This window comes from Cohnella baijiui (assembly GCF_020731285.1).
In the GTDB taxonomy this organism is placed as follows: domain Bacteria; phylum Bacillota; class Bacilli; order Paenibacillales; family Paenibacillaceae; genus Cohnella.
This window is the reverse complement of sequence record NZ_JAJFOW010000053.1, coordinates 1-24,110: the sequence shown is the minus strand read 5'-3', so window position 1 is coordinate 24,110 and position 24,110 is coordinate 1. Positions and strand designations below refer to the sequence as shown.

Here is a 24,110-nt window from a genome sequence, read left to right as displayed (position 1 = left end):
GTCCGCATAGCTGCCTTTCCGGATATGGCCGATGCCGCCCCGCCGTCCGCTTCCGAAGGCGTCCCCGGCCGAATTATGGTATGATACGGAGGATTATTCGCATCTTCATTCTTTTTCGGCAAAGTGGGTCGATACGCATGCACCTGATGTCCATTGAACATATAACGAAGAGCTACGGAGACAAAGTCTTGTTCGAAGACGTCACCTTCGGCGTGCAGGAAGGCGACAAGATCGGCATCATCGGCGTGAACGGCACCGGCAAGTCGACGCTGCTCAAGGTGATCGCAGGCGTTGAGCCGCCCGACGCGGGGAACGTCGCCGTGGGCGGCCGCGTCATCGTCCGGATGCTCGCCCAGGACCCGGCTTTTGCGCCGGGCGAGACGGCGCTCGCGCATGTGCTCGGAGGCGACTCGCCGCAGCTGGCGGCCGTGCGAGGCTATGCCGCCGCGCTCGAAGCGCTGGCGCTGAAGCCGGAGGACGACGCCTTGCAAGCGAAGCTGATCGCCGCCAACCAGCGCATGGACGAGCTCGACGCCTGGACGTTGGAGACCGAAGCGAAGTCCGCGCTGTCCAAGCTCGGCATTCGCGACTACGACGCGCAGGTCGAAACGCTGTCCGGCGGACAGCGCAAGCGCGTGGCCATGGCGGCCGCCCTGCTGCAGCCGTCGGACGTGCTCATCCTGGATGAGCCGACGAACCATATCGACAACGAATCGGTCGCCTGGCTTGAGAGCATGCTGCAAAAACGCAGGGGCGCGCTGCTCATGATCACGCATGACCGGTACTTCCTCGACCGGGTCAGCAACCGCGTCCTGGAGCTGGACCGCGGCCGCGCCTACTTCTATGAAGCGAACTACAGCCGCTTCCTGGAGCTCAAGCTCGAGCGCGAGGAACGCGAAGCCGCCTCCGAGGCCAAACGCAAAAACCTGCTCCGCAACGAACTGGCCTGGATCCGGCGCGGTGCGCAGGCCCGCTCCACCAAGCAGAAAGCGCGGATCGACCGGTACGAGGCGCTCAAGGCGCAGGCACCGAAGTCGTCCGCGGGCAAGCTCGACGTCTCGGTCGCCTCCTCCCGCCTCGGCCGCAAAATCGTCGAGCTGGACGCCGTTTCCAAAGGGTACGGCAACCGCACGCTGATCCGCGACTTCAGCTACGTCGCCGTGCCGGAAGACCGCGTCGGCATCGTCGGGCGCAACGGCACCGGCAAGTCGACGCTGCTGAAGCTGATCGCAGGGCGTCTCGCGCCGGACGCCGGCAGCGTCACGCTGGGCGAGACGGTCCGGCTGGGCTGGTTCTCGCAGGAGCATGAGGAGATGGACGAGAACCTGCGCGTCATCGAGTACATCCGCGAAGGCGCCGAGCAGATCCGCACCGCCGAAGGCGACACGATCTCCGCGGGCCAGATGCTGGAGCGGTTCCTGTTCCCGCCGGCCGCGCAGTGGACGCCGATCTCCAGGCTGTCGGGCGGCGAGAAGCGGCGGCTCCAGCTGCTGCGGGTGCTCGTAGACGCGCCGAACGTCCTTCTGCTGGACGAGCCGACCAACGACCTCGACATCGCCACGCTGTCCGTGCTCGAGGACTATCTCGACGACTTTCCCGGCGTCGTCTTCGTCGTTTCCCACGACCGCTACTTCCTGGACCGGACGGTCGACCGCATCTTCGCCTTCGAAGGGGACGGCGTCGTCCTGGAGCATACCGGGAACTACTCCGAGTACCAGGCGGACGCGGAGCGCAGGCAGGCGCTCGAAGCAGCAGCCGAGGCGGCGAAGGCGAAGCCCGCTCCCGCGTCCGCACCGGCCGCGGACGACAAGGCGCGCCCGGCCAAAATGTCGTACAAGGATCAGAAGGACTTCGAACAGATCGACGGCTGGATCGCCGAGGCCGAGGACGCGCTGGCCCGCGTGGCCGATCAGATGGATACAGCGGCCAGCGACTCTGCGCGGCTGCAGGAGCTGATGGCGGAGCAGCATAAGCTGGAGGCCAAGCTTGACCAGCTCCTGGAGCGCTGGACGGAGCTGAACGAGCTGGCCGAAGCGATCGCGGCCAGAAAAAAAGGATAGAACCGAACTCGCCCGGAGAACGAGGCCAGCGTAGTACGCAGCCGTCTCCGGGCGATTTGTTTTCCCTTTGTTTCCCACCGATCGCAAACTCCGTGCTCCCCTTCCGCCTGTTTCCCGAATGGGGCCGTACGCCCGATGACGCCGTCTCCGAATGTCTCTTTGCCTCACAAAAAGTTAGGTGTTACCTTATTTTTAGAGTTGCGCTATAATCAAATGCATTCGGAATGAATATCCATAATCCGCGAGGTGATCCGGCATGTTGGAGTGGATGCTTCAGCAAGTCATGAAGGACAGAGGGATCCGGAGCGGCGCCGAACTCATGCGCCTGCTGCAGGAGAAGGCGGGATATCGGCTCTCGCCCCCTTCGATGAGCGCCCTGCTGACGCAACAGCCGAAACAGATGAAGCGGGATACGCTCGACGCGCTGTGCACCGTGTTGGACTGCACGCCCGGCGAGCTATGGGTTTATAAGCCGACGACTAGCATGAAGGGAGCATAATGGGATGTCCGTCAAAACGATTCTGCCGTTCGGCGATCCGATCTTGAGAAAAGTCGCCAAAGCCGTGGAGGCCGTCACGCCCCGCATCGAGAAGCTGCTCGACGATATGGCGGAGACGCTGTACGCCGCCGAAGGCCGGGCGGGACTTGCCGCTCCCCAGGTTGGCTATCTGCGCCGGGTGATCGTCATGGACTGCGGAGACGGACTGCTCGAGCTGATCAACCCGGTGATCGTGGCGCGAAGCGGCGAGCAGGATGGTGCCGAAGCCTGCCTTTCCTTTCCCGGATTCGCCGGGAACGTCACGCGGTCGAACTATGTGAAGGTTTGCAGCCTGAATCGGAAGGGCGAAATGTTCGAGCTCGAGGCCGAAGGCTTTCTTGCCCGGTGCATCCAGCACGAAACCGATCACCTGGACGGCATCTTGTTCATCGACCACGTCAAAGGCGGTTCCCTGTTCCACGAAAAGACCGGTGACAGGCTCAGCTTGTTCGAGGTGCGCAAGCTCGCAGGAACCCGATGAATCCGGTCCCAAGCGATGAGCGCTTGCGGCAAGGGGTTGTCCATCAGTTACAACATCAACCGTCGGTTGTCTCGCTCCTCTTATGTCGAAGAGCATACGAAAAAGCAATTGTACGAAATCATTCTTGGCTGTTCGAAGAAGATGGCGACAGACCCCGCACGGCAGGAACGCGATCTGGAGATGATATCCATCATGATCAGTTGTTCCATATACGGCGTGGTCCGTCAGTGGGTCGACAAACGGGGGATTGAATCCGCAGAGACGTTCGCGGATCGGGCCTTGCCCTTCGTTCTCTCCGTGCTCAGAATCGTGGAGCAAGGGGATTTAAGCGGAAGCGGGTCGTCAACGGAAGACCCGTTACCGTCCTAAAGCGCTCCGTTTTGGCGAAGAAGCTCCGCTACGCGATGGTTACCTTGTTTGATTGCAAGGGACAAAGCCGTTTCTCCGCCTTCCATTCTGGCGTTAACATCGGCTCCATGTTCGATCAACAGGCGAATCATTTCTAAGTTATCGTCATGGAATGCAGCAGTGTGCAAACAAGTATGGCCATTACTGTCAAAAATCTTCGTCTGCGCACGATGAGACAAAAGCAGTCTGATTACATCCATGTTACGCTCCCCTGCTATCGCTGCATGCAATGCCGTATTCGAAGGTATGTAAGAAATCTTGGAGTGAGAGACCGCATCGACATCTGCACCATGATTTAGCAATTCCTGCACTGCAGCCTTGTTACCCATATGTGCCGCGTACCCCAACAGGGTAAGCCCATCCCGATTTTCCGTATTTGCAAGATGCGGGTGAGACTCGATCATGTCTTTTAGCCTTGAAGCTTCACCCGCCTGAGCCGCTTGAAATGCCTCGTCAATGATTTGCGTTAACTCCATTCCTTTAGCCTCCTGTTCGATTGTTTTGTGTGATGGAACTACCGGTTGCACTTCAAATTATAATTACGGTTAGAAAACTCGCTTCTTGAAAATCACCTTTTTTGACGAAACTGCGTAGGGGTCATAGAAAATCGTTTGGAGAATAGACTGCTGAACGAACTCGGACTCTGGAATCCAACGCTCAGGCAAATATCGGTGATGGGTCGATCGGTTTGAAGAAGAAGCCTTTGGGACTCCTGAAGCCTTCTTTCAATTAAATATTGATAAGGAGATATGCCAAACAATTGCTTGTAACTTCTAAGGAAGTGGTTGGGCGACAAATATGCAGCTCTAGCTACATCCATCAAGGTGATGGATTGATCAAAGTACGCGCATAAAAACTCGTGGCCGATATGGATTCTTTTATACAATTCCTCACGCGTCGAGGCTCTTAAGGACTGAAGTTTCATTACTTCTTTCTGAATCTGCCGATGGACGTTTAGGAGCCCCTGGGCCAATTCGTATAAATGTTCTTCCATCCATGTTGCCTCAAGATACTTATCCGGATAATCGGACTTGATTTGAAATAATTTTGCGGACAACCATTTATCACGATAAGTTTTCTCGACAAAATCAACGGACATTGGCTTCGGAAAGACGGGATCGTCCAATAACTGCTCATTTGATGCCGTTATACTATGATAGACCTCTTCAACCATCCTCTCGGGGAAAAAGATACAGAAGGATTCCACAGGAACCTCTGATTCAATCGTTATCGAATACTCCTGACCATGATTCAGCAGAAGATAGTTCCCTTCCTCAACCGCAAAGTGCCCACGGCCAGCCTGATAGAACGCTCGTCCATTCTTGAATGTTTTGATTGATAATGCGCCTTTGCCCTCCCAAAAATAATTCCGGCTTCTGCCATGCAGAATGGGAGGATAGCCCCGATTCTCCCTATGAATTATCGGCATCGTTTCCACCACCCCCTATAGAATCTGCGTAAATGCGCCAAGCGGAACGACCTTTCGCCGCAGGCGGCAGCTATCCGGAACACGGTCTCATTCCTTTATTTTCCGGACGATGGATCCTTTCTCCTGCTTAAAAAGCGCTGAAGATAACAGGTACTGGCAAACATTCGGGACGATCAACGCTCACGATGGCCAGCTCAACCTTGACACGCTTCGTGCATAGTGTATATATTACACATATACACTATGAACACTTGAAGAGACGGTGCCCGATGAATATCATCCTATCCAACGCCACCGACGAGCCGATCTACGCGCAGATCGCCCGGCAGATCCGCGAGCAGATCTGGTCGGGCAGCCTCGCGTCCGGCGCCCCGCTGCCCTCGATCCGGCAGCTCGCGAAGGATTTGCGAATCAGCGTCATCACCACCAAGCGCGCATACGAGGAGCTGGAAAAGGAAGGCCTGATCGACTCCGTCGTCGGCAAAGGCTCCTTCGTCGCGGGCGTAAGCCCCGCCCTGCTCCGTGAACGGCGGCTCAGGCGGTTGGAAGAGCTGCTCGAGGAAGCCGCCCGCGAAAGCCGGGCGCTGGGCATGGGACTGGACGAACTCGTCGGCCTGCTTGCGATTTTGTACGAAAACGGGGGAAGCGAACATGAGTGAACAAGCCATCGAGCTCCGGCAGGTGAGCAAGCGCCAGGGCGCCTTCCGGATGGAGGACGTGACCCTGGACATCCGCCAAGGCTACATCACCGGCCTGATCGGCCCGAATGGAGCCGGGAAGAGCACGCTGATCCGGCAGATTCTCGGCATGTCGCTGCCGCATGCGGGGACGGTGCGCGTCCTCGGCATGCCCATGCCGGAGCGCGAGGACGAGATCCGCAGGCGGATCGGCTTCGTCGCGGACGAGAGCCCTTTTTACGAGCATCTGAGCATCCGCGGCATGGCCCGGATCGTCGCCCCTTTTTACGCCGATTGGGACGAATCCGCTTTCCGGGCGTATCTCGACCGCTTCGAGCTGGAGGCCGGCGCGAAGATCCGCAGCCTGTCCAAAGGGATGCGGATGAAGCTCTCCCTCGCCATGGCGTTCTCCCATCAGCCGGACCTGCTGATCATGGACGAACCGACGGCCGGCCTCGACCCCGTCTTTCGCCGGGAACTGCTCGACCTGCTCGCGGACTATGTGCAGGACGAGCGCCGAACGGTCGTCTTTTCCACGCATATCACGACCGATCTGGAGCGAATCGCGGATTATATCGCGTTTCTGCACCGCGGACGCCTGCAGTTTTGCGAAGCGAAGGACGACGTCCTGGATCGCTACGCGCTCGTCAAGGCCGGACCGGATCTGCTGGACCGGGACGTACGCCGATCGTTTGTCGGCATCCGGGAAACCGCCGTCGGCTTCGAGGCGCTGAGCGCCGACCGGGAAGCCGCCGTCCGCCTGTTTGCGGGCTATGCGAGCATCGAGCGGCCTACGCTGGAGGACATTATGTACTTCACCGCGAAAGGAGAGCCGTCCGTTCATGCTTAATCTCGTGCGCAAAGATCTGCTCATCCTCAGGTACTTGTACCTCTTTGTCGTCGGATACGGGCTGTTCATGGGCTTTATGAACGTCCGGACGGTGTTCATGACCGGCCTTCTGGCGCCCCTCATGCTGCTCGCTATGGTCGCGACGATCGAGACGCGCAACCGGGCGATGGCTTTCGTCGGCAGCCTGCCCGTCCGGAGGCGCGACATCGTCACCGCCAAGTACGCCACAGTCCTGATCTTCGTGGCGATCGGCGTTATGCTTTCCTGTGCTGCCAGATGGATATATGGCGAGATGTTCCGACTTGAATCGACCGGAAGCTATGGCTCGGATGCCTGGATCGTCACGCTCGTCGGGCTGCTGTTCGGCTCCGTCTATTGCCCGCTGTATTACGGTCTGGGCCATAAGGGGCTGTCCCTCGTGAACTTCCTCTCGCTGGCCTCGATTTTCGCAGCGAGCGCGATCATGTTCCGATTTTTGGACGATGCCGCCCTGGCCCAAACCGGTCCCGCTGCGATCCTGCTGTCGCTGGCCGCCGCGGCCGCGCTCCTGCTCGCGTCCTATCTGCTTTCCCTTCGGATCGTCCGGCGCAAGGACCTTCATTATTGAGACCGGCCAACGCCCGGTCCGCGCGGAACGAAACAAGCCCCGCTCCTCTCTCGGAGGAACGGGGCTCGCCTGTATTTCAAGCAATTAGTTCGGCAGCTCGATCGATACTTCGCGGCGCGTGTCCGCGGAACGGAGGACGCCGTCGATGATCGCCTGCTGGATGAGGATCTGGTCGCCCGGGATCGGAGCCGGACGGCCGTCGCGCACCGCTTCGGCGAAGTCGCGCACCTTCTCGTCGAACAGATTGAGCGAATGGCCGATGAGCGGAACGTTGGTGGACGTATGTCCGCCGAAGTCGTCGTGGAACATCGTCATCGCGCCGACCGCGCCGTCCCAGACGCCGGACCACGGGCCCGAGCCGGCCGGCGTGACCTTGAGGCCCGCGTCCGTGCCGAGGAACATCGTCGCGCCGAGCGTATCCATGTGCATCGCCCAGGAAATCTTGAATTGCAGCACCAGGTCGTTCTCGAAGCGCACCATCGCGACGCCGAAGTCTTCGACCTCGAACTTCGCGGCTTCGGGATGATAGACCGGGTTCGTGCCGAAATGGTTCGACGTGAAGGCGGAAACCGATACCGGACGCGGGTAGCCCAGCGTGTTCAGCGCCATGTCCAGCGAGTAGCAGCCGATGTCGGCCATCGCGCCGGCGCCCGCCAGCTTCTTGCTGATGAAGGTGCCGCCCGGCATGCCGCGGCGACGGCCGCCGCCCGTCTCGACGTAGTACACTTTGCCGAGCCGGCCCGACTGCACGATGTCCTGCAGCAGCTTCATGTTCGGATCGTAGCGCGGCTGGAAGCCGAGCGTCAGCATGCGCCCCGTCTCGCGGGCCGTCTGGGTCATCTCGAGCGCTTCGGCCAGCGTGACCGACATCGGCTTCTCGAGCAGCACCTGCTTGCCGGCGCGCAGCGAGTCGACGGTCGTCCGATGGTGGGAGACGTTCGGCGTACAGATGCTGACGCCGTCCAGGTCCTGTGCCAGCAGCTCCGTATGGCTGTCGTACGCCGCCGTATCCTTCAGTCCTTCCAGCTCGGTGAACTGGCGGGCTTTGCCCGGGATGACGTCCGCGACCGCGACCAGTTCGACGAACGGCAGCTTGCGGTAGGCCGAGACGTGGGCGCGGGCGATGCCGCCGCTGCCGATGATGCCGATTTTCACTTTTTGAGTCATGAGTAGGATTGCCTCCTTGGGCACCGTCCCCGCTCAGCGCACGCCGTGCAAGCGCCGGTAAGCCGAGGGCGTCATGCCGAATTTGTGTTTGAATACCGGGTACAAATAGTTCGGGTTTACGAATCCGTGCTCGAGGGCAATCTCCTCGATCGGCCGGTCCGTCTGCAGCAGGTCCGAGCTGATCCGCTGCAGGCGGACATGCTCGACCCAATCGCGGAACGTCGTCCGCCCTTCGCTCTGGAAGATGCGCTGCAGCTGCCGCGGACTTACTTGCACCCGCTCCGCCACCTCTTCAAGCGCGATCGGGCGCGCGGCGTTGTCTTCGATATATTGGACCGCGAGACGGAAACGGTGATCCTTCATATCCCGCTCCGGGATCTTGCCCGTATCTTCGGGGGACGCATGGACGCGCGCCGCACGCAGTAAGATCTGGATCATCGCCTGCTTGACGGTCGTATAGAAGCCGACCGGCTGTTCCTCCCATGCCCGATACGCGTCCAGAAAGGCGCTCATCGCGTGATAGCGGTCGAGCGACGGCTCGGCCGGCATCGTCTGCAGCAGGCGGACGCACTCGTCGGCCTCCCGCATCTCCAGCTCGTCGCCCCATGCTTCCCCGCTCTCGTCGGCGAGCGGTACGATCTCGCAGTGCAGGCACAGCTCGTACATCGGCTCGTTCTCGTCCGACCGCTGCTCGTGGCCGACGTCGGGGCCGGTCAGGTAGAATACGCCTTCCTGCAGCTCGAAGGATGCGCCGTCCGCGTACGTTACCGTCCCTTTGCCCTTCGGGATGAAATGAAACTCGTACTCCGAATGCTTGTGGAAGGCGATGACATGCCCGGGCGCGAAAGCCGCGAGATGGCAGTGCAGCACGCGAATGCCGTACCGGCCCCAGCGAAACCGCAGGTCAAGCCGGTCGAGCGCGTCGCGCTTGCGCGCCATCCGCGCGAACGGAAACGGCGTCTCGCCCGATTTGCGCTCCGGCGTTTCGAGTCTTCCGTCCGTCTGCATGCCGATCGCCTCCCTATCTTACCGCTTCTAGATTCGTTTCCTAGCGTTACGCCTGCAGGTCCGCGATGCGGATCGAGCGGCCTTCGGACACCGACCGGTTCGAAGCTTCCATCAGCTTCGTCAGATCGATCGCGAGCGCCACGTTTTCGGTCGCGTCCGTACCTTGTTGAATGTGGCCGACCCACTCGTCGAAAGCGAACGGCTTGCGGTCCCCGATCGGCACTTCCTGCCAACCGTCGCCCTTCTTGTTGCTGCGGAAGCGAATCTTCTCTTCCGGGAAGCCGTACAGCAGCGTGCCTTCGGTGCCGTGCAGCTCAATGGAGAACGGCGAATGGCTGTTCACGAAGCCCGCTTCCACGATGCCGATCGCGCCTTCCGAGTAGGAGAGCACCGCGACGGCGTTGTCTTCGACTTCGCGGCCCGTCACAAAGCCGTAGGTAGCGCTTACCGAATCCGGCAAACCTAGGAAAAGACGCACGAGGTACATCGGGTGGCATCCCAGATCGATCAAGGCGCCGCCGCCGCACTGCTCCTTGGAGTAGAAGTGCGCCGGCAGCCAGTCCGCGGTCGAACCGTTATGCGACAGGCGGACGCGAGCCAGCGTGAGCTTGCCGAGCACGCCTTCGTCCAGCACTTGGCGGATCGTCTGCGTGTAGGCGTCGTACAGGCGCGGCAGCGAGACGGTCAGCTTGACGCCGGCCTGCTTCACCGCAGCCAGAATTTCATTCACTTCGCGCAGCGTCGGCGCGACGACTTTCTCGGTGAAGATGTGCTTGCCGGCTTGCGCCGCCTTCACCATGACGTCCCGGTGGATATTCGTCGGCGCGTCCACAACGACCGCGTCGATATCGTCCCGCGCGAGCAGGTCATCCAAGGAAGCGATGAACGGCACGCCGTACTTGGCCGCCTTCTCTTCGCCGCGGGCCGGGATCTCGTCCCAGATCGCCGCGATCTCCGTGTCGGAGTTCTCCAATACTTGCCGGGTATAGTCTTCCGCATGCACATGCCAGTAGCTCAACATGCCGATTCGAATCATTTTTCTCCACTCCTTACTTCAATTATACGACACAACGTGAAGATAACACACCATTACCTGACGTTTTAATATGTTTTTGTGCCAAATTAACTATAATTATACGACGCTGTAGCCAGATGTTTCATTGGAAGGGGGATTATGATACACTTCGCGATAGTACGCGATGCCAAGGGAGGCGACACCTTGAACGCTTTGCCCGAAACCTTTGTCCGAACGATCAAGGGCGTGCACGGGGACGTCGGCGCCAAATGGCTGGACGAGCTTCCCGCCCTGCTGCGGGAGTGCGAGCGGCGCTACGAGCTGCGACTGCTGCCGCCCTTCGAACTGAGCTTCAACTATGTAGCGCCCGCCGTTCGTGCCGACGGCTTGCCTTGCGTCCTGAAGCTGGGCGTGCCGGCCGACCCGGAGCGAGCCCGCGAGCCAGCGGCGCTCCGGCTGTTCGCCGGCCGCGGCGCGGTCCGGGTGCTCGACGCGGACGACGAGCGCGGCATCCTGCTGCTCGAGCGGCTGCTGCCGGGCCGGACGCTGCATCACGTCGCGCCGGACGAGGAGGCGGTCCGCATCGCGGCCGGCCTTCTGCGCCGCCTGCGCACGCTGGCGCCCGTAGGCGAAGCGGCGGCGGCGTTCCCGACGACCGCCGATTGGGCCCGAGGTCTCGAGCGGCTGCGCGCCCGGTTCGGCGACGGAACGGGGCCGCTGCCCGAGCGGCTCGTCGCCCGGGCCGAAGCCGAGTTCGCCCGGCTGCACGCCGCGCCGGACGGGCCGCTCCTGCTCCTGCACGGCGATCTGCACCACGGCAATATCTTGTCCGGGCAGCGCGAGCCGTGGCTCGCCGTCGATCCGAAGGGCGTCGTCGGCGAATCCGCCTTCGGCGTCGTGCAATTTCTCCTGAACAACCTCCCGGAGAACGATGACGAAGCCGCGGTCCGGCTGATCCGCCGGCGCATCGCCCAGTTCGCTGAGGAGCTTGGCCTGCGCGCTTCCCGGATCGCAGCATGGACGTTCGCGCACATGGTCCTCTCGGCGTGGTGGTGCATCGAAGACGATACGGACGGCGCGGACGGGACGATTCGTCTCGCCGCGCTTTTGGAGAACGATCTGACAACAGAGGAGGAAACCCAGCGATGAACACGACAACCGGCGAAGCCCGCGCCGAAGGCAAAGACCGCATCCGCGCGGCGATCGACGCGTATGCGCCGACGCTGCGCGACCTCGCCGCCTATATCGGCGCCCATCCAGAGCTCGGCCATCGGGAGGTGCTCGCCTCCGCCCGGCTGACCGAAGCGCTCGAAGCGCTCGGCTTCGCGGTCTCGCGCGGCACGCTCGGCCTGGCGACGGCGTTCGTCGCCGAGTATCGCTCGGCCAAGCCGGGCCCCACGATCGGCCTGCTGGCCGAATACGACGCGCTGCCGGACATCGGCCACGCCTGCGGCCACCACCTGATCTGCACGATGGCGCTCGGCGCGGCCGCGGGCCTTCGTCCGTTGATCGACGAGCTTGGCGGCTGCATCCGCGTATACGGCACCCCGGCCGAGGAGACCATGGGCGCCAAGGTCGACATGGCGGCAGCCGGGTTGTTCGACGATGTCGACGCCGCGCTTATGGCCCATCCCTATTACCGCTTCGAGCGCTCCGGCTCCTCGCTCGCGATGGACGCGCTGCAGTTCGAATTTCGCGGCAAAGCCGCCCACGCCGCGGCCAATCCGCAGGACGGCATCAACGCGCTCGACGCCGTCATCCAGCTGTTCAACAGCGTGAATGCGCTCCGCCAGCAGACGAAAAGCGACGCCCGCATCCACGGGATCGTCTCCCATGGCGGACAGGCGCCGAACATCATCCCGGAGTACGCGGCCGCACAGTTCTACGTACGATCCGCCACGCGCGCCTATACCGATGAACTCGCGCGCAAGGTGACCGCCTGCGCCGAAGCGGCCGCGATCGCGACGGGCGCGGCGCTGACAACCAGCAACTACGAGTACTCTTACGACGAGCTCCGCACGAACGAGGCGCTGTCCGACGCCTTCACCTCGAATCTGGTCGCCTCCGGCATTCCGGCCGACCAGATCGCGTCCGGCCACGACAACGGCTCGCTCGACCTCGGCAACGTTTCCCTGCGCTGCCCGGCCGTTCACGCCTACGTGCAGGTGGTCGACCAGCCGTACACGCTCCACTCGGTCGAATTCCGCGACGCCGCGCAGACGGACCGCGCCTACGACGGCATGGTGTTCGGCGCCAAGATGCTTGCGCTGACCGCCTTCGACGTGTTTTCCGACCCGGCGCTGCTCGGCCGGATCCGCGCCGAATTCCGCGCGACCGCCGCCGGTCGGGCCTGAGCCGCACCGACCGCGGATGACCGATCCGCAGCGCCGCCAAATGAATCGCCCCGCGCCTCCCTCCCACGGAGTCGCGGGGCTTTTCGGCTTCGGCGCTCTTTTCGCCGCCTTACCCTTTCGTCTTCAGCCAGGCGTCAAACTGCTTTTGCTTCTCGGCGATGATCTTGTCGACGCCGGACGCCTTCAGCTTGTCGAGGTATTGCGGGATATACTTGGCCGGGTCCACGATGCCGGCTCGCCGGAAGATGCTGCCTCTATCGTAAGGGGGGTGTTCGAATTTCACTGGTTAGGTCAACGGGCAGGAACGTTTGAATATAAGCGTTTTTCTGTATTTCCGGTAATCCGGATATGAGGTAGACTGGTACGGATGTCGTACCCGATGCCAAACCTTCGTTTCTGGCTAACCAGTAGGAAGATCCTGAAATAACGTGCTTGAGCTCCAGACCGGGGATTAACCAGAATTCCAGCTCAAAACCGAAATCGGTGCTTGACCAGTGGAGTAGATGGGAGTGCGTGCGTAAAGCGGGCGAAAATGCTAACGGTTGTGAGCGACGCTATTTAGGTAAAAATGGGGTTTGCAAAATGTAGCGGTTGCCAGCGAGCCTATTTCCCGTTTTTTCGTAGGCAGAGGGGTTGTTTCGTCCAAATAAGCGCGCATGCAACCGTTAGAAAAGAAACCTCCGTTTTTGGGGCCGAATAAGCGCTATGACATCCGTTAGCGCAACAATGTTCCAAGCAGGTCATTCGTTCGAGGCTGACCCGTTGGTCAAGCACCGAATTCTGGTTGAGCCGGAAATCCTCCAACTGGAACGGACGAGATGACACCACAACCGCGCTGTTATGCGGTTTTTATGATGACTTTGGTATTCATTTTGTAACCTTTAACGGAAAATCAACAACCGGATACTCGGGAGGCAGTCTAAGAAAAATGGAGCGGCTTGCAAAGCCTGATGGGGGTGCAAATGATGACTAACGTGAAGGAAGTTCTACTCGATCAATTGGCAGCTTGTCATGATGATGAAAGTTGGTTTAAATCGTCTAAAACGATATTAGACGATCTCTCGGTCGCTGAAGCAAACTGGAAAACAGAGGGTAATCCATACTCCATCTGGGAGATTGTGAACCATCTTATTTTCTGGAATGAATTGTGGCTAAAACGGTTTATTGAAGATGACGCGTTTGAGAAAAGCAATGTGAACAATGACGAAACTTTTAAAATGAGTGACACGAAGGCGACTGAAGAAAGTTGGCATGAAACGATTCAGCGATTAAGCAATGGTTTTTCAGAATGGCGTGACCGTATCGCTCAGTGCGAAGTTGCGAAACTGGAAAAAAGAATACCATCCTACTTCAATGCTCCGTGGTGGGGTGTCGTTTCGAATTTGTGTATCCATAATGCGTACCATATCGGGCAAATGATGTTATTGAAAAAGCTGGTAGAGAACCATCGTCTTTAACGAAACATACGTGCATGGGCACGCGCAAACGAAAACCGGCTCCGACGCCGAATGGCGAAGGAGCCGGATTGGCGAAAGAGCCGGGAAGGCCGGTCAAGCGCCGGCTTGCTGCATCGGACCATCGCTCTGCGCCGCCTGCCGCGCGCGCCGTCTCCGGGATCTCGCGAGCGTCAGCGCGACCGTCCCTCCCGCGACGGCTACGCTTGCCGCGCCGATCCAGGCGATGGACGCGAGCGATACCCCTTCGACGACGAGCCCGCCGACGCCCGCCCCGGCCGCCATGGCCAGCTGCAGCATCGACGTGTTCAAGCTCAGCATGATGCCGGAAGCTTCGGGCGCCAGCGTGAGCAAGTGGTACTGCTGCGTCGGTCCCGAAGACCAAGCAGAGAACGCCCAGAGCATGAGGAGCGGGAGCATGACGGCGGGCGACGGGGATGCCGCCGCGATCAAGAGCAGGGCGACCGCATGGATCGCCATGCCGCTCACCAGCGTCGGGCCGTACCCCCACCGGTCCGTACTGAAGCCGCCGAGCTTGGAGCCGATCAGACTGGCGATGCCGAAGGCGAACAACGCCCCGCTCACGCCCGATTCGCTCATGCCCTTCACCTCGAGCAGGTACGGGGAGATGTAGGTATAGGCGATCGCGTATCCGCCGATCCAGAAGAACGTGACGCTCAGCGCGATCGCGATCCGCGGCTGCTTGAGCAGCGCTAGCTGGCGGCCTAGCGGCACGGGTTCTTCGCCCTGCGTTTTCGGGATCGCGTAGGCGATGACGGCCATCGCCAGCACGCCCAAGAGGCCGATGCCCCCGAAGAGAAGCTTCCAATCGTAGGTTGCCGCGATGACGCGGCCGAGGGGCACGCCGATGATCAGCGAGGTGCTGAAACCCATGACGAGCGTCGCGATGGCGCTGCCCTGACGCTCGGGCGGCGCGATCTTCGAGGCGACGGTTAGTGCCGTTACGACGAAGACGCCGGTGCTGAGCGCGAGGACGATCCGCGATCCGAGCAGCATGCCGAACCCAGGCAGCGCCAGGATGGCGGCATTGCCGATGACGAACGCGCCGAGCGCGTAGAGCAGCAGCTTCCTGCGTTCAACCCGGGCCGTCGCCGCCATCAGGATCGGCGTTCCGAACGCGTAGGCGAGCGAGAATACCGTGATGAGCTGGCCTGCCGCGGATACCGAGACGCCGGAGTCCGCCGCGACTTTGTCGAGGATGCCCGCGATGATGTACTCGGACGTCCCGACCAGGAAGCTGACGATCGCCAGGACATAGATTTTAAAAGCGTTAGACATAAAGGGGTGTTGCTCCTCTCTCCACTCGTCTTCTCTGTTTTTATATTTCTAAAATCATAGAAATTAAGGGCAAAAATAATTACTCTAGCAAATAAGGCGCGAATTTCCGCGCGACGTCGCGGTCCACGCTGTAAAAAATATACGTTCCGTCCTTGCGAAGATTCAGCAGGCCGCAATCCGTCAACTGCTTCAAGTGATGGGAAAGCGTCGAGCCCGCGATATTCTCCAGCTTCTGCATCATGGACGTGCAGCAAAGGTTCCGCTCCTCCGCGAGCAGAAGCGCGATCTTAAGGCGGGTCGGCTCTCCCAGCGCCTTGAAGATTCGAACGGCTTGGCGAACGTCCGCGCGTTCCTCGACCAATCGGCTCTCCTCCCTTCCGCTTTTTATTTCGATAAGCGTAGAAATAAAATAGCACAGCTTTCTCCTGAAGTAAATAGCAAATTGCGCGCGGCGGACGGGGACCACTTCGCCACTTCACCTTTCGGGCTTATAGGGTCGCTCTTTACGTCATTTGCCGTGCAGGGTAGGGTTTCCCTAGTTTCAGTCACAACTGTCCCAGCATGCCGATCCCCGTACACCGGAGAGTTCTTCCGCGCTGCGCTTCCAAGGACTTCACGCGTTCGATGGCCTTCGCCCAAATCATCGAGGCTCGGCTCTCTCTTGTCCCTTTCGGGTTCTTTTTGACGATGCGGCAGGATTCACTTCATGTTACGGTCTGCTGATTTGCTCGCACTCCCGCAGGAGCTACTTTGTCACGGGGCTTCGTCCTCAGGATCTCTCCACCAGACGCCCGTTAGCTACGAGGCGACTTGGCTCTTACCTCGGCCGGACTCGCACCGGCTAGTTGTCCCTAACTTGGCTAGGCGCGCATGACCGAAAAAGCCGCCCGCGTTCCCGGAGGGGAAACGCAAGCGGCATGGTCACCTTGCCTTCGGTCGATTCGCTATGAGTCCGAGCGTCAAGTCGTTATTTGTCGGCCGGCGCGAATACCGCTTCGATCGCCGCGATCGTCTCTTCGGACAATGCGACGCCGGATGCTTTCGCGTTCTCTTCGACCTGCTCCGGACGGCTCGCGCCGACGAGCGCGCTCGCCACGTTGGGCTGGCGCAGGATCCAGGCCAGCGCCAGCTGGCCGGTCGTCAGATCCAGCTCCTTGGCGATCGCCGCGAGCTGCTTGACCTGTCCGATCTTCTCCTCGGTGATGCCGTTCTTGACCCACTCCAGCTTCGACGCGCGGCTGTCGGCCGGCAGCGACGTGGCGCTGTCGTATTTGCCCGTCAGCAAGCCCTGCGCAAGCGGAGAGAAGACGACTTGCCCGATCCCTTGCTGCTCGCCGAGCGTGATGATTTCCTTTTCGATATATCGGTTGAACAGGTTGTATACCGGCTGGTTGACCACGATCCGGTCCAGCAAGTACCGGTCCGCCGTGCCGATCGCCGCCGCCATCTGCGCCGCCGTCCATTCGCTGACGCCTACGTACAGCACTTTGCCTTGGCGAACCAGATCGTCCAGCGCGCGGAGCGTCTCGTCGATCGGCGTCTCCGGATCGTATCGGTGGCAGTAGTAAATATCGACGTAGTCCGTGCCGAGCCGTTTCAAGCTGGCGTGCGCCTGCTCGGTGACGTGCTTGCGGGAAAGACCGCGGTCGTTGGGTCCGTCGCCCATCGGCCAAAATACTTTGGTCGCGAGGACGTAGCTGTCCCGCGGATACGCTTTGAGTATGCCGCCCATGACCTCCTCGGCCGCGCCTCTCTCGTAGACGTTCGCCGTATCGAAGAAGTTCACGCCCAGCTCGTACGCTTGGCGGATGGCCTGCGCGGCGCGCTCTTGTTCCACGTAGCCTCCGTATGTAAGCCAACTGCCCAAGCTGATCTCGCTGACTTTGAGTCCCGTGCGTCCCAACCGACGATATTGCATGTGTGGTCCTCCTCTGTAAAAGCGTGTTTATCTTGCCTTGGTGACATTGTATCCTTTTCGATATACAATTTGAAGAAGTGAAATGTTTCTCACTTAATTATACCGACTATACTAACTTACAAATAGAAAGGAAGAATCCGATGGCTTCCGCTAGACGGCCCTCCGCCACAATTCCGAACGATCCGATCTGCGTCGAATGCTCCATCGAGCGAACGCTCGAGGTCCTGAACGGCAAATGGGCCTTTCTGGTCCTCCGCGAGCTGTTCGACGGCCGCAAGCGGCGGTTCGGCGAGCTGCAGCGGCTCATTCCAGCCGTCAGCCCCCGGGCCCTCACGAGCACGCTCCGGCACATGGAGGAGCGCGGCGTCCTCATTCGGACGGTCTACCCGACCGTACCGGTAACGGTCGAATATACGCTCACCCCCAAGGGAGAAGACCTGCATCAGATCATCCGGGAAATGAAGCTCTGGTCCGCCAAGTGGACGTAGGCTTGTTGTCGGATTCGCCAGGTCGTTCCCAGCTCAGGAATAAGGCTGGCAATGACCTGGCTTTATTTTTTATCTTTTTTGGGTCTTTCCGGCCGACACCAGGCCAAATGGCCCAATAAAAAGCGCTTTCTCTTCCGATAAATACAAGTAGGCCCGCGAACAGACGGGAGCACATCCCGCCCAACCACGAAGCGCCACATTGAACAGGGAGAGGAAATCTCATGCGCATGCCCGTCAAAGTCAGATTGATTCTTTTGCTTTGCATTCCCCTGCTGCTGTTCGCCGTTACGGCAGTCTTTCTGTTACAAACGAATTCCGCGAACGTCCGCCAAATGACGAGCACGTTGTACGACACCGCTTACGAAGCTTCCTCGCTAGTCCTGAACGCGGACCGCGACATGAATCAGGCGCTGAGCGAATACCAGCGCATTCGACTGGGCAACCTTTCGCCGGCGGACCGCAAGAAAACGTTCGACGATTACAACGAGAACGTGAAGGAAGTCAACGAGAGAGTAACGGCGGCCCTCGCCATCCTGGAGAAACAGGGGCTGACCAACCTTAGACACCAGGAAACGTACGAAGATGTTTCCGAAGTGATCGAGCGGATCAAAAACGGATTCGACGCATGGGCCAAGCAAGCCAGCGAGAATCTGGAAACCGCCAAGGTAAACGAAGCCCAGGAGGACATGCTGATGGCCAAGTTCGAGCAGGGCCGTCTCGGCATCAACACCTTCGGCGAAATCATCGATCAGTATGCGGACGCCCAAACCGCCGACGTCAAAGCCAAAAACAAATCGACCACGATCAGCGTCTATATCGCGGTCATTATCGAATGGATCGTCATTATCGCGGCCGGCAGCTTGTTGATCCGCCACTTGAGCGGGACGATCAGCAACGTTCTGAACAAGACCAAGCAGGTGTCCGGGGGCAATCTCGTCTTCGAGGCGCAGGCCAAGTACGGAAAGGACGAGTTCGGGCAAATCAATCGGTCCGTCGACGAGATGATCGGGAAGATGCGGGAGCTCATCGGCGGCATTTCCGAGCATACGGAGACGGTGGCTTCCTCCTCGCGGGAATTGGCCGTTAGCGCCAAGGAGTCCGCGGCCGCGACCCAGCACGTCGCCGAGAACATCCAGGACGTCACGGCGCAGGTCGACGTGCAGTCGACCATCGCCATGGAATCCAGCCGGGCGATGGAAGAGATGGCGGTCGGCGTGCAGCGCATCGCCGAGAACACGACCGCGATCGCCGACCATACGACGTCAACGTCCCACCAAGTCGACGAAGGCAACGCGCGCGTCCAATCGCTCAAGCAGCAGATGCAGGATATTCTGGGGGCGATTCGCGAATTGTCAGCCATCGTCTCCTCGCTTACGGTCAAGTCGGATCGGATCGGCCATATTACCGAGAACATCACAGGCTTCGCCAATCAGACCAACATTCTCTCGCTGAACGCCTCGATCGAGGCGGCCCGCGCCGGCGAGCATGGCAAGGGCTTTGCCGTCGTCGCCCAGGAGATCCGCAAGCTCGCCGCCAGCTCGCTGGAGTCGGCCGAAGACATCAACGGCCTCATCTCCGAGACGAGGGACGAGATCGCGAACGCCTCGCAATACATGGACGCGACGCTGTCCCAATCTGAGATTGGCAGCCGCATGATGGACGATGTCGAGCGGGACTTCGACGCGATCCTGCGCTCGGTCCGGCAGGTCGCGACGCAAGTCCACGAGACGTCCGCGATCACGGAGCAAATGTCGGCCAGCTCCGAAGAAGTGTCGGCCAGCATGGAGCAGGCTTCGACTTCGGCGCTCGAAATCTCCGGCAAAGCGCAGACGGTCGCCGCAGCGACGGAGGAGCAGCTCGCGCTCGGCGAAAACATCTCGCACGCGGCCGAGCAGCTTCAGGAAGTCGTGCGCAACCTTCGGAACTCCGTAAGCTTCTTCAAGCTCTAAGCAGCTTTGCCTGATAGGTCTGCGCCTGACAGCGCCCCGTATCGGGCGCCAGGCCTCCTCCCCGTCCTCGGCTCCGAGGACGGGGATTTTATTTGGGTCGGCGGCATCAAAAAAAGAAGGCCCCCGAAGGGACCTTCTCTCTTGGCTGCTGTCGGATTAGAATCCGCCCATGCCGCCCATATCGCCCATGCCGCCAGGCATGCCGGCAGGCGCTTTTTCTTTTTCCGGCTTGTCGGCGATGACCGCTTCGGTCGTCAGGAACATCGCGGCGACGGAAGCGGCGTTCTGCAGCGCGGAACGCGTTACCTTCACCGGGTCGATGATGCCCGCGTCGAACATGTTGACCCATTCGCCGGAAGCGGCGTTGTAGCCGACGCCGACTTCTTCTTTCTTCAGGCGCTCGACGATGACGGAACCTTCTTGGCCCGCGTTGGCCGCGATCGTGCGGATCGGCTCTTCCAGCGCGCGCAGGATGATGTTCACGCCCGTCTTTTCGTCGCCGTCCGCTTGAACGGCTGCAACTGCGTTGTATACGTTCACGAGGGCGGTACCGCCGCCGGAAACGATGCCTTCTTCGACGGCTGCGCGCGTAGCGTTCAGGGCGTCTTCGATGCGCAGCTTGCGCTCTTTGAGCTCGGTTTCGGTCGCGGCGCCGACTTTGATGACGGCTACGCCGCCGGCCAGCTTAGCCAGACGCTCTTGCAGCTTCTCGCGGTCGAAGTCCGAAGTCGTTTCTTCGATTTGCACTTTGATTTGGTTGACGCGCGCTTTGATGTCGTTCGGATCGCCGGCGCCGTCGACGATGATCGTGTTTTCTTTGTCGACGCGCACTTGGCGAGCCGTACCGAGCTGTTGAACGGTCGCGGACTTCAGTTCCAGACCCAGCTCTTCCGTGATCACTTGGCCGCCAGTCAACGCCGCGATGTCTTGCAGCATCGCTTTGCGGCGATCGCCGAAGCCCGGCGCCTTGACCGCGACGCAGGTGAAAATGCCGCGCAGACGGTTGAGGACCAGGGTCGCTTGCGCTTCGCCTTCGACGTCTTCCGCGATGATCAGCAGCTGCTTGCCGGTTTTTACAATCTGATCAAGGATCGGCAGGATTTCTTGAAGATTGCCGATCTTCTTGTCCGTGATCAGGATATACGGCTTGTCGAGCACAGCTTCCATCTTGTCCGTGTCGGTAATCATGTACGGAGAGACGTAGCCGCGGTCGAACTGCATGCCTTCCACGACTTCCAGTTCGGTTTGGAAGCCCTTGGATTCTTCGACGGTGATGACGCCGTCTTTGCCGACCTTGTCCATCGCTTCGGCGATGAGCTGGCCCACTTCATCGTCGGCGGCCGAGATCGCGGCGACTTGCGCGATGCTGTTGCTGCCTTCGACTTGCTTGGAAATGGACTTGAGCTCTTCGACGGCGGCGCGTACCGCTTTGTCGATGCCTTTGCGGACGACCATCGGATTGGCGCCAGCGGTTACGTTCTTCAGGCCTTCGCGGATCATCGCTTGCGCCAGGACGGTAGCCGTCGTCGTGCCGTCGCCGGCCACGTCGTTCGTCTTGGTCGCAACTTCTTTAACCAGTTGGGCGCCCATGTTTTCGAACGCGTCTTCCAGCTCGATTTCCTTGGCGATGGTCACGCCGTCATTGGTGATCAGCGGAGAGCCGAACTTCTTCTCGAGGACGACGTTGCGTCCTTTCGGTCCGAGCGTGACTTTAACGGCATTGGCCAGGGCGTCTACCCCGCGGAGCATCGCGCGGCGCGCGTCTTCGCTAAACTTGATTTCCTTCGCCATTCTTCAATACCCCTCCTTGAGTGTGGTTGCCTGCATACGTATGGCTTGCGCTTGCTTATGTCAGTCGCTTCGAGGACGCTTAGCCTACGATCGCGTGAATGTCGCTTTCTTTCATAATCAAATACTCTTTGCCTTCGTACTTGATCTCAGTGCCGGCATACTTCGAGAACAGTACGCGGTCGCCTACGCTGACTTCCAGCGCTACACGTGCTCCGTCCTTGCTCACCGCACCGCTGCCTACCGCGACGATGACGCCTTCTTGCGGCTTTTCTTTCGCCGTATCCGGCAGCACGATGCCGCTGGCGGTCACTTCTTCCTTGGCGCTTGCTTCGACAAGCACGCGATCACCCAAAGGTTTGATCATGAAAATAGCCTCCTTTTTCCTTCTGAAGTGGAGATGTTTTCTTGGGTTTAGCACTCGCGATGTCGAAGTGCTAATAACCACTACTTATGATACTGATTTTACCGTTCGTTTTCAAGCCCTTTTCCGTTAAAAAAAAGCGGACCCGCATGATCTGCGGGTCCGCGCGGAGAGCACGGTTTCCAGTGTAGCCCAGAACGGATTCGTTCATTCACGTGCGGAAATTGCCTACAAGCGACTTGAGCCGAGAGGACATCGAGCTGAGCTTTTCCGCCGTGCGCGCCATCTCCTCGGTGGCGGAGAGCTGCTGCTGCGTCATAGCGGTGACCTGCTCGGAGAAAGCGGCCGTCTCTTCAGTGATCCGCGCGATATCGTTGATCGACTGCTGCACGGCTTGGCTGCCCGCCGACATTTCCTCGACCGCGGCGGCAACGTCTACGATATTGGCGCTCAGCTTGCCGACTTCGCCCACGATCTCGCGGAACGACGACTCGGCGTTGCGCATGCCCGACACGGCCCCGAACACCTGCTCGGCGCTCTGCTCGAACATGACGGCCGCCTTGCCGATGTCGCCGGACATCGCTTCGAGCGTATCTGCGATCTGCACCGCGGATTGCTGCGTCTGGTCCGCCAGCTTGCGGATCTCGCCCGCAACGACGGCGAATCCGCGGCCGTGCTCGCCGGCGCGCGCCGCTTCGATGGCGGCGTTCAATGCCAGCAGGTTCGTCTGATTCGACACTTCCGAGATGTAGCCGATGACTTCGAGCACCTTCTCCGACTTGTGGTTCAGCCCGCGCACCGTCTCTTGGAGCGAGCGGAACGCCGCCTCGACCTGGACGATGTCCTCGGTCGTCGTCTGCAGCAGCGTGGAGCCGTCCTCGGCCCGCGTGCGGGTCGACTGCGCGGCGTCGGAGACGCCCGTCGTTGTCGAGGCGACCTGACCCAGTCCCTCGATCGTCTCGTGCATGACGGCCGAAATTTGCTGGGATTGCGACACCTGCGTCTCGGAGCCGGCCGCAACCTTCTCGACCGCGCGTGAGACCTCGCTGCTCACTCTCGCGTTCTCGTCGGCCCCTTGCTTCAGCTGGATGGCCGCGGCGGCGAGCTCCGCCGTGTTGTCGCGAATCTCTTTCATCATTTTCTGGAGCCCGTCCAGCATGGCGTTCGCGGCGGCGGCCAGATCGCCAACTTCGTCCTTCGAATATACGTGAATGCGTCGGGTCAGATCGCCTCCCGAAGTCGCGATGTCTTTCAGCGCTCCGGTCACGCTGCCGATCGAATTCAGCAGGCTGCGAGAGATGCTGAGCAGCCCCAGTCCGCACCCCACGATGAGGACGGCGAAGATCACGATGATCTCCGTCAACAGCGCTCCGTGGCCGGATAGCGCCGAGGAGCTGATAATCAGCACCAAAGCCAGCACCAACAAGACGACGAACCCTACATAACCAAACAGAAACTTACGTCCCAAACCGACACCCGAACTGCGCATCCTTTCGCTCTCCTCCCGGCGAACAGCCGATACTTCATGACTAGTACGAATTGCCGTGACAGGCACTATCAGATTACCACATTTTTCATCGAATGAATGTCGTATTTTGTCGAACATGTAAGCGGTTTAGCAAGATTTTCGTCGACAATCGGTGCGTTGTGGCGAAGGGAGGGTGCGGAATGGGGCAAAAGGGCTAGTCTGGATCGCTTCGCCCAGGTGAAAGGCTGCCGATGGCTTGGCCCCTCACGCCTATGGGGGCGCAAGACGAGCTGGTCTTGCGGGCTCGTGGAGTCGTAGTTGGAGCATTTTGCTCCAACTAGCGCGCTGGTCGCGCTCGGGGCGCATGGCAAGTAAAAACGGCTTTGCCGTCCTCAGATGGGGGCGAAACGTTTTGTCGGAGCCCCTTTTAAAAGAGGGAGTCTCAAATGTAAGTCTGTTCACAGGGCAGACAGTTCTCCTCCATCCCTAAACGTGTGAAATCGAAAGAATGGCGGTGTTTGGGGAGATGATCCCTGCGGAAAACGAAAGCCATCCGACCTCCAAGCTTACCTTCGGCAAGACGCGAAGCAGACAACGCCGGAATCCGCTTTCCGTGTTGCTTACCCCGCATCCAATGATTTAGATGCAAACGTACATCTATTTTTGCTATATTTCCTGCTTAACGGTCATTTAGTTGCAAAAGTGCAACTAAATCGTCGTTTTCTGTGCATAGTGCAGATAGACTAGAAAGTGGACACACCGTAGTAGCGACCTGTTACAATAAATCC

Annotated in this window: 23 protein-coding genes; 11 read left to right on the top strand and 12 right to left on the bottom strand. The window is 59.9% G+C overall.

Going from position 1 to position 24,110, the window contains the following annotated elements; all coding sequences use genetic code 11:
* Positions 1-137 precede the first annotated feature (137 nt).
* The 3 genes from LKX83_RS28985 to def all read left to right on the top strand — a co-directional run bounded on the left by LKX83_RS28985 (position 138) and on the right by def (position 3,079).
* Positions 138-2,060, top strand: coding sequence for an ABC-F family ATP-binding cassette domain-containing protein (locus tag LKX83_RS28985; protein ID WP_227886328.1), 1,923 nt, complete (start codon positions 138-140; stop codon positions 2,058-2,060).
* Between the two features lie 256 nt (positions 2,061-2,316).
* Positions 2,317-2,559: a helix-turn-helix domain-containing protein gene (locus tag LKX83_RS28980; RefSeq protein WP_227886327.1), complete on the top strand. Its 243-nt coding sequence runs from the start codon at positions 2,317-2,319 to the stop codon at positions 2,557-2,559.
* A gap of 4 nt (positions 2,560-2,563) precedes the next feature.
* Positions 2,564-3,079, top strand: a complete 516-nt coding sequence (gene def / locus LKX83_RS28975; RefSeq protein ID WP_227886326.1) for a peptide deformylase — start codon at positions 2,564-2,566, stop codon at positions 3,077-3,079.
* Between the two features lie 365 nt (positions 3,080-3,444).
* Here def and LKX83_RS28970 read toward each other — a convergent pair whose 3' ends face one another.
* Both LKX83_RS28970 and LKX83_RS28965 read right to left on the bottom strand, forming a co-directional pair.
* A complete protein-coding gene (locus LKX83_RS28970) occupies positions 3,445-3,963 on the bottom strand; it encodes an ankyrin repeat domain-containing protein (protein WP_227886325.1) in 519 nt (172 codons plus the stop codon).
* A 92-nt stretch (positions 3,964-4,055) separates the two neighbouring features.
* On the bottom strand, positions 4,056-4,916 hold the full coding sequence (locus LKX83_RS28965) for a helix-turn-helix transcriptional regulator (RefSeq protein ID WP_227886324.1): 861 nt from the start codon (positions 4,914-4,916) through the stop codon (positions 4,056-4,058).
* 269 nt (positions 4,917-5,185) lie between these two features.
* On the opposite strand from LKX83_RS28965, the gene LKX83_RS28960 reads away from it, so the two are divergent.
* The 3 genes from LKX83_RS28960 to LKX83_RS28950 are packed head-to-tail and all read left to right on the top strand — an operon-like array spanning position 5,186 to position 7,050.
* Positions 5,186-5,575 (top strand): GntR family transcriptional regulator, encoded by a 390-nt coding sequence (locus tag LKX83_RS28960; protein ID WP_227886323.1) that lies wholly within the window; start codon positions 5,186-5,188, stop codon positions 5,573-5,575.
* Entirely contained in the window at positions 5,568-6,443 is an 876-nt protein-coding gene (locus tag LKX83_RS28955; protein WP_227886322.1) for an ABC transporter ATP-binding protein, read from the top strand. Before LKX83_RS28960 ends, LKX83_RS28955 begins: the two co-directional genes overlap by 8 nt.
* Positions 6,436-7,050 carry an ABC-2 transporter permease gene (locus LKX83_RS28950; RefSeq protein WP_227886321.1) on the top strand — a complete coding sequence of 205 codons (615 nt, stop codon included), beginning with the start codon at positions 6,436-6,438 and terminating at the stop codon, positions 7,048-7,050. The genes LKX83_RS28955 and LKX83_RS28950 overlap by 8 nt, the downstream gene beginning before the upstream one ends.
* Before the next feature lie 84 nt (positions 7,051-7,134).
* On the opposite strand, the gene LKX83_RS28945 is transcribed toward LKX83_RS28950, so the two are convergent.
* The 3 genes from LKX83_RS28945 to LKX83_RS28935 are packed head-to-tail and all read right to left on the bottom strand — an operon-like array spanning position 7,135 to position 10,261.
* Positions 7,135-8,217: a Gfo/Idh/MocA family protein gene (locus LKX83_RS28945; RefSeq protein WP_227886320.1), complete on the bottom strand. Its 1,083-nt coding sequence runs from the start codon at positions 8,215-8,217 to the stop codon at positions 7,135-7,137.
* 33 nt (positions 8,218-8,250) lie between these two features.
* Positions 8,251-9,225, bottom strand: a complete 975-nt coding sequence (locus LKX83_RS28940) for an AraC family transcriptional regulator (protein ID WP_227886319.1) — start codon at positions 9,223-9,225, stop codon at positions 8,251-8,253.
* 46 nt (positions 9,226-9,271) lie between these two features.
* Positions 9,272-10,261 (bottom strand): Gfo/Idh/MocA family protein, encoded by a 990-nt coding sequence (locus LKX83_RS28935; RefSeq protein ID WP_227886318.1) that lies wholly within the window; start codon positions 10,259-10,261, stop codon positions 9,272-9,274.
* 183 nt (positions 10,262-10,444) lie between these two features.
* Here LKX83_RS28935 and LKX83_RS28930 point away from each other — a divergent pair, with 183 nt between their 5' ends.
* Together LKX83_RS28930 and LKX83_RS28925 are read left to right on the top strand one after the other, a co-directional pair.
* Entirely contained in the window at positions 10,445-11,389 is a 945-nt protein-coding gene (locus LKX83_RS28930) for an aminoglycoside phosphotransferase family protein (RefSeq protein WP_227886317.1), read from the top strand.
* Positions 11,386-12,594 carry a M20 family metallopeptidase gene (locus tag LKX83_RS28925; protein ID WP_227886340.1) on the top strand — a complete coding sequence of 403 codons (1,209 nt, stop codon included), beginning with the start codon at positions 11,386-11,388 and terminating at the stop codon, positions 12,592-12,594. The genes LKX83_RS28930 and LKX83_RS28925 overlap by 4 nt, the downstream gene beginning before the upstream one ends.
* Before the next feature lie 109 nt (positions 12,595-12,703).
* Here the strand turns inward: LKX83_RS28925 and LKX83_RS28920 are convergent, their stop codons facing one another.
* Positions 12,704-12,820, bottom strand: coding sequence for a DUF3502 domain-containing protein (locus LKX83_RS28920; RefSeq protein WP_370639147.1), 117 nt, complete (start codon positions 12,818-12,820; stop codon positions 12,704-12,706).
* A gap of 739 nt (positions 12,821-13,559) precedes the next feature.
* Here LKX83_RS28920 and LKX83_RS28915 point away from each other — a divergent pair.
* Complete coding sequence (locus LKX83_RS28915; protein ID WP_227886316.1) at positions 13,560-14,051, top strand: DinB family protein; 492 nt, start codon at positions 13,560-13,562, stop codon at positions 14,049-14,051.
* A gap of 93 nt (positions 14,052-14,144) precedes the next feature.
* Here the strand turns inward: LKX83_RS28915 and LKX83_RS28910 are convergent, their stop codons facing one another.
* The 3 genes from LKX83_RS28910 to LKX83_RS28900 form a co-directional block, all read right to left on the bottom strand.
* Positions 14,145-15,347: an MFS transporter gene (locus tag LKX83_RS28910; RefSeq protein WP_227886315.1), complete on the bottom strand. Its 1,203-nt coding sequence runs from the start codon at positions 15,345-15,347 to the stop codon at positions 14,145-14,147.
* Positions 15,348-15,426: 79 nt separating this feature from the next.
* On the bottom strand, positions 15,427-15,708 hold the full coding sequence (locus LKX83_RS28905; RefSeq protein ID WP_227886314.1) for an ArsR/SmtB family transcription factor: 282 nt from the start codon (positions 15,706-15,708) through the stop codon (positions 15,427-15,429).
* A 606-nt stretch (positions 15,709-16,314) separates the two neighbouring features.
* Positions 16,315-17,265: an aldo/keto reductase family protein gene (locus tag LKX83_RS28900; RefSeq protein ID WP_227886313.1), complete on the bottom strand. Its 951-nt coding sequence runs from the start codon at positions 17,263-17,265 to the stop codon at positions 16,315-16,317.
* 140 nt (positions 17,266-17,405) lie between these two features.
* Between LKX83_RS28900 and LKX83_RS28895 the strand changes: the two genes are divergently transcribed.
* Both LKX83_RS28895 and LKX83_RS28890 read left to right on the top strand, forming a co-directional pair.
* Positions 17,406-17,753: a winged helix-turn-helix transcriptional regulator gene (locus LKX83_RS28895; protein ID WP_227886312.1), complete on the top strand. Its 348-nt coding sequence runs from the start codon at positions 17,406-17,408 to the stop codon at positions 17,751-17,753.
* Between the two features lie 221 nt (positions 17,754-17,974).
* Complete coding sequence (locus LKX83_RS28890; RefSeq protein ID WP_227886311.1) at positions 17,975-19,702, top strand: methyl-accepting chemotaxis protein; 1,728 nt, start codon at positions 17,975-17,977, stop codon at positions 19,700-19,702.
* A 156-nt stretch (positions 19,703-19,858) separates the two neighbouring features.
* Here LKX83_RS28890 and groL read toward each other — a convergent pair whose 3' ends face one another.
* From groL to LKX83_RS28875, 3 genes are all read right to left on the bottom strand, one after another.
* The gene (groL, locus tag LKX83_RS28885) at positions 19,859-21,493 is read right to left on the bottom strand and encodes a chaperonin GroEL (RefSeq protein WP_227886310.1); all 1,635 of its coding nucleotides are present in this window, start codon (positions 21,491-21,493) and stop codon (positions 19,859-19,861) included.
* A 79-nt stretch (positions 21,494-21,572) separates the two neighbouring features.
* Positions 21,573-21,857 (bottom strand): co-chaperone GroES, encoded by a 285-nt coding sequence (groES, locus tag LKX83_RS28880; protein WP_227886309.1) that lies wholly within the window; start codon positions 21,855-21,857, stop codon positions 21,573-21,575.
* A 208-nt stretch (positions 21,858-22,065) separates the two neighbouring features.
* Positions 22,066-23,343 (bottom strand): methyl-accepting chemotaxis protein, encoded by a 1,278-nt coding sequence (locus tag LKX83_RS28875; RefSeq protein WP_227886308.1) that lies wholly within the window; start codon positions 23,341-23,343, stop codon positions 22,066-22,068.
* Positions 23,344-24,110 lie beyond the last annotated feature (767 nt).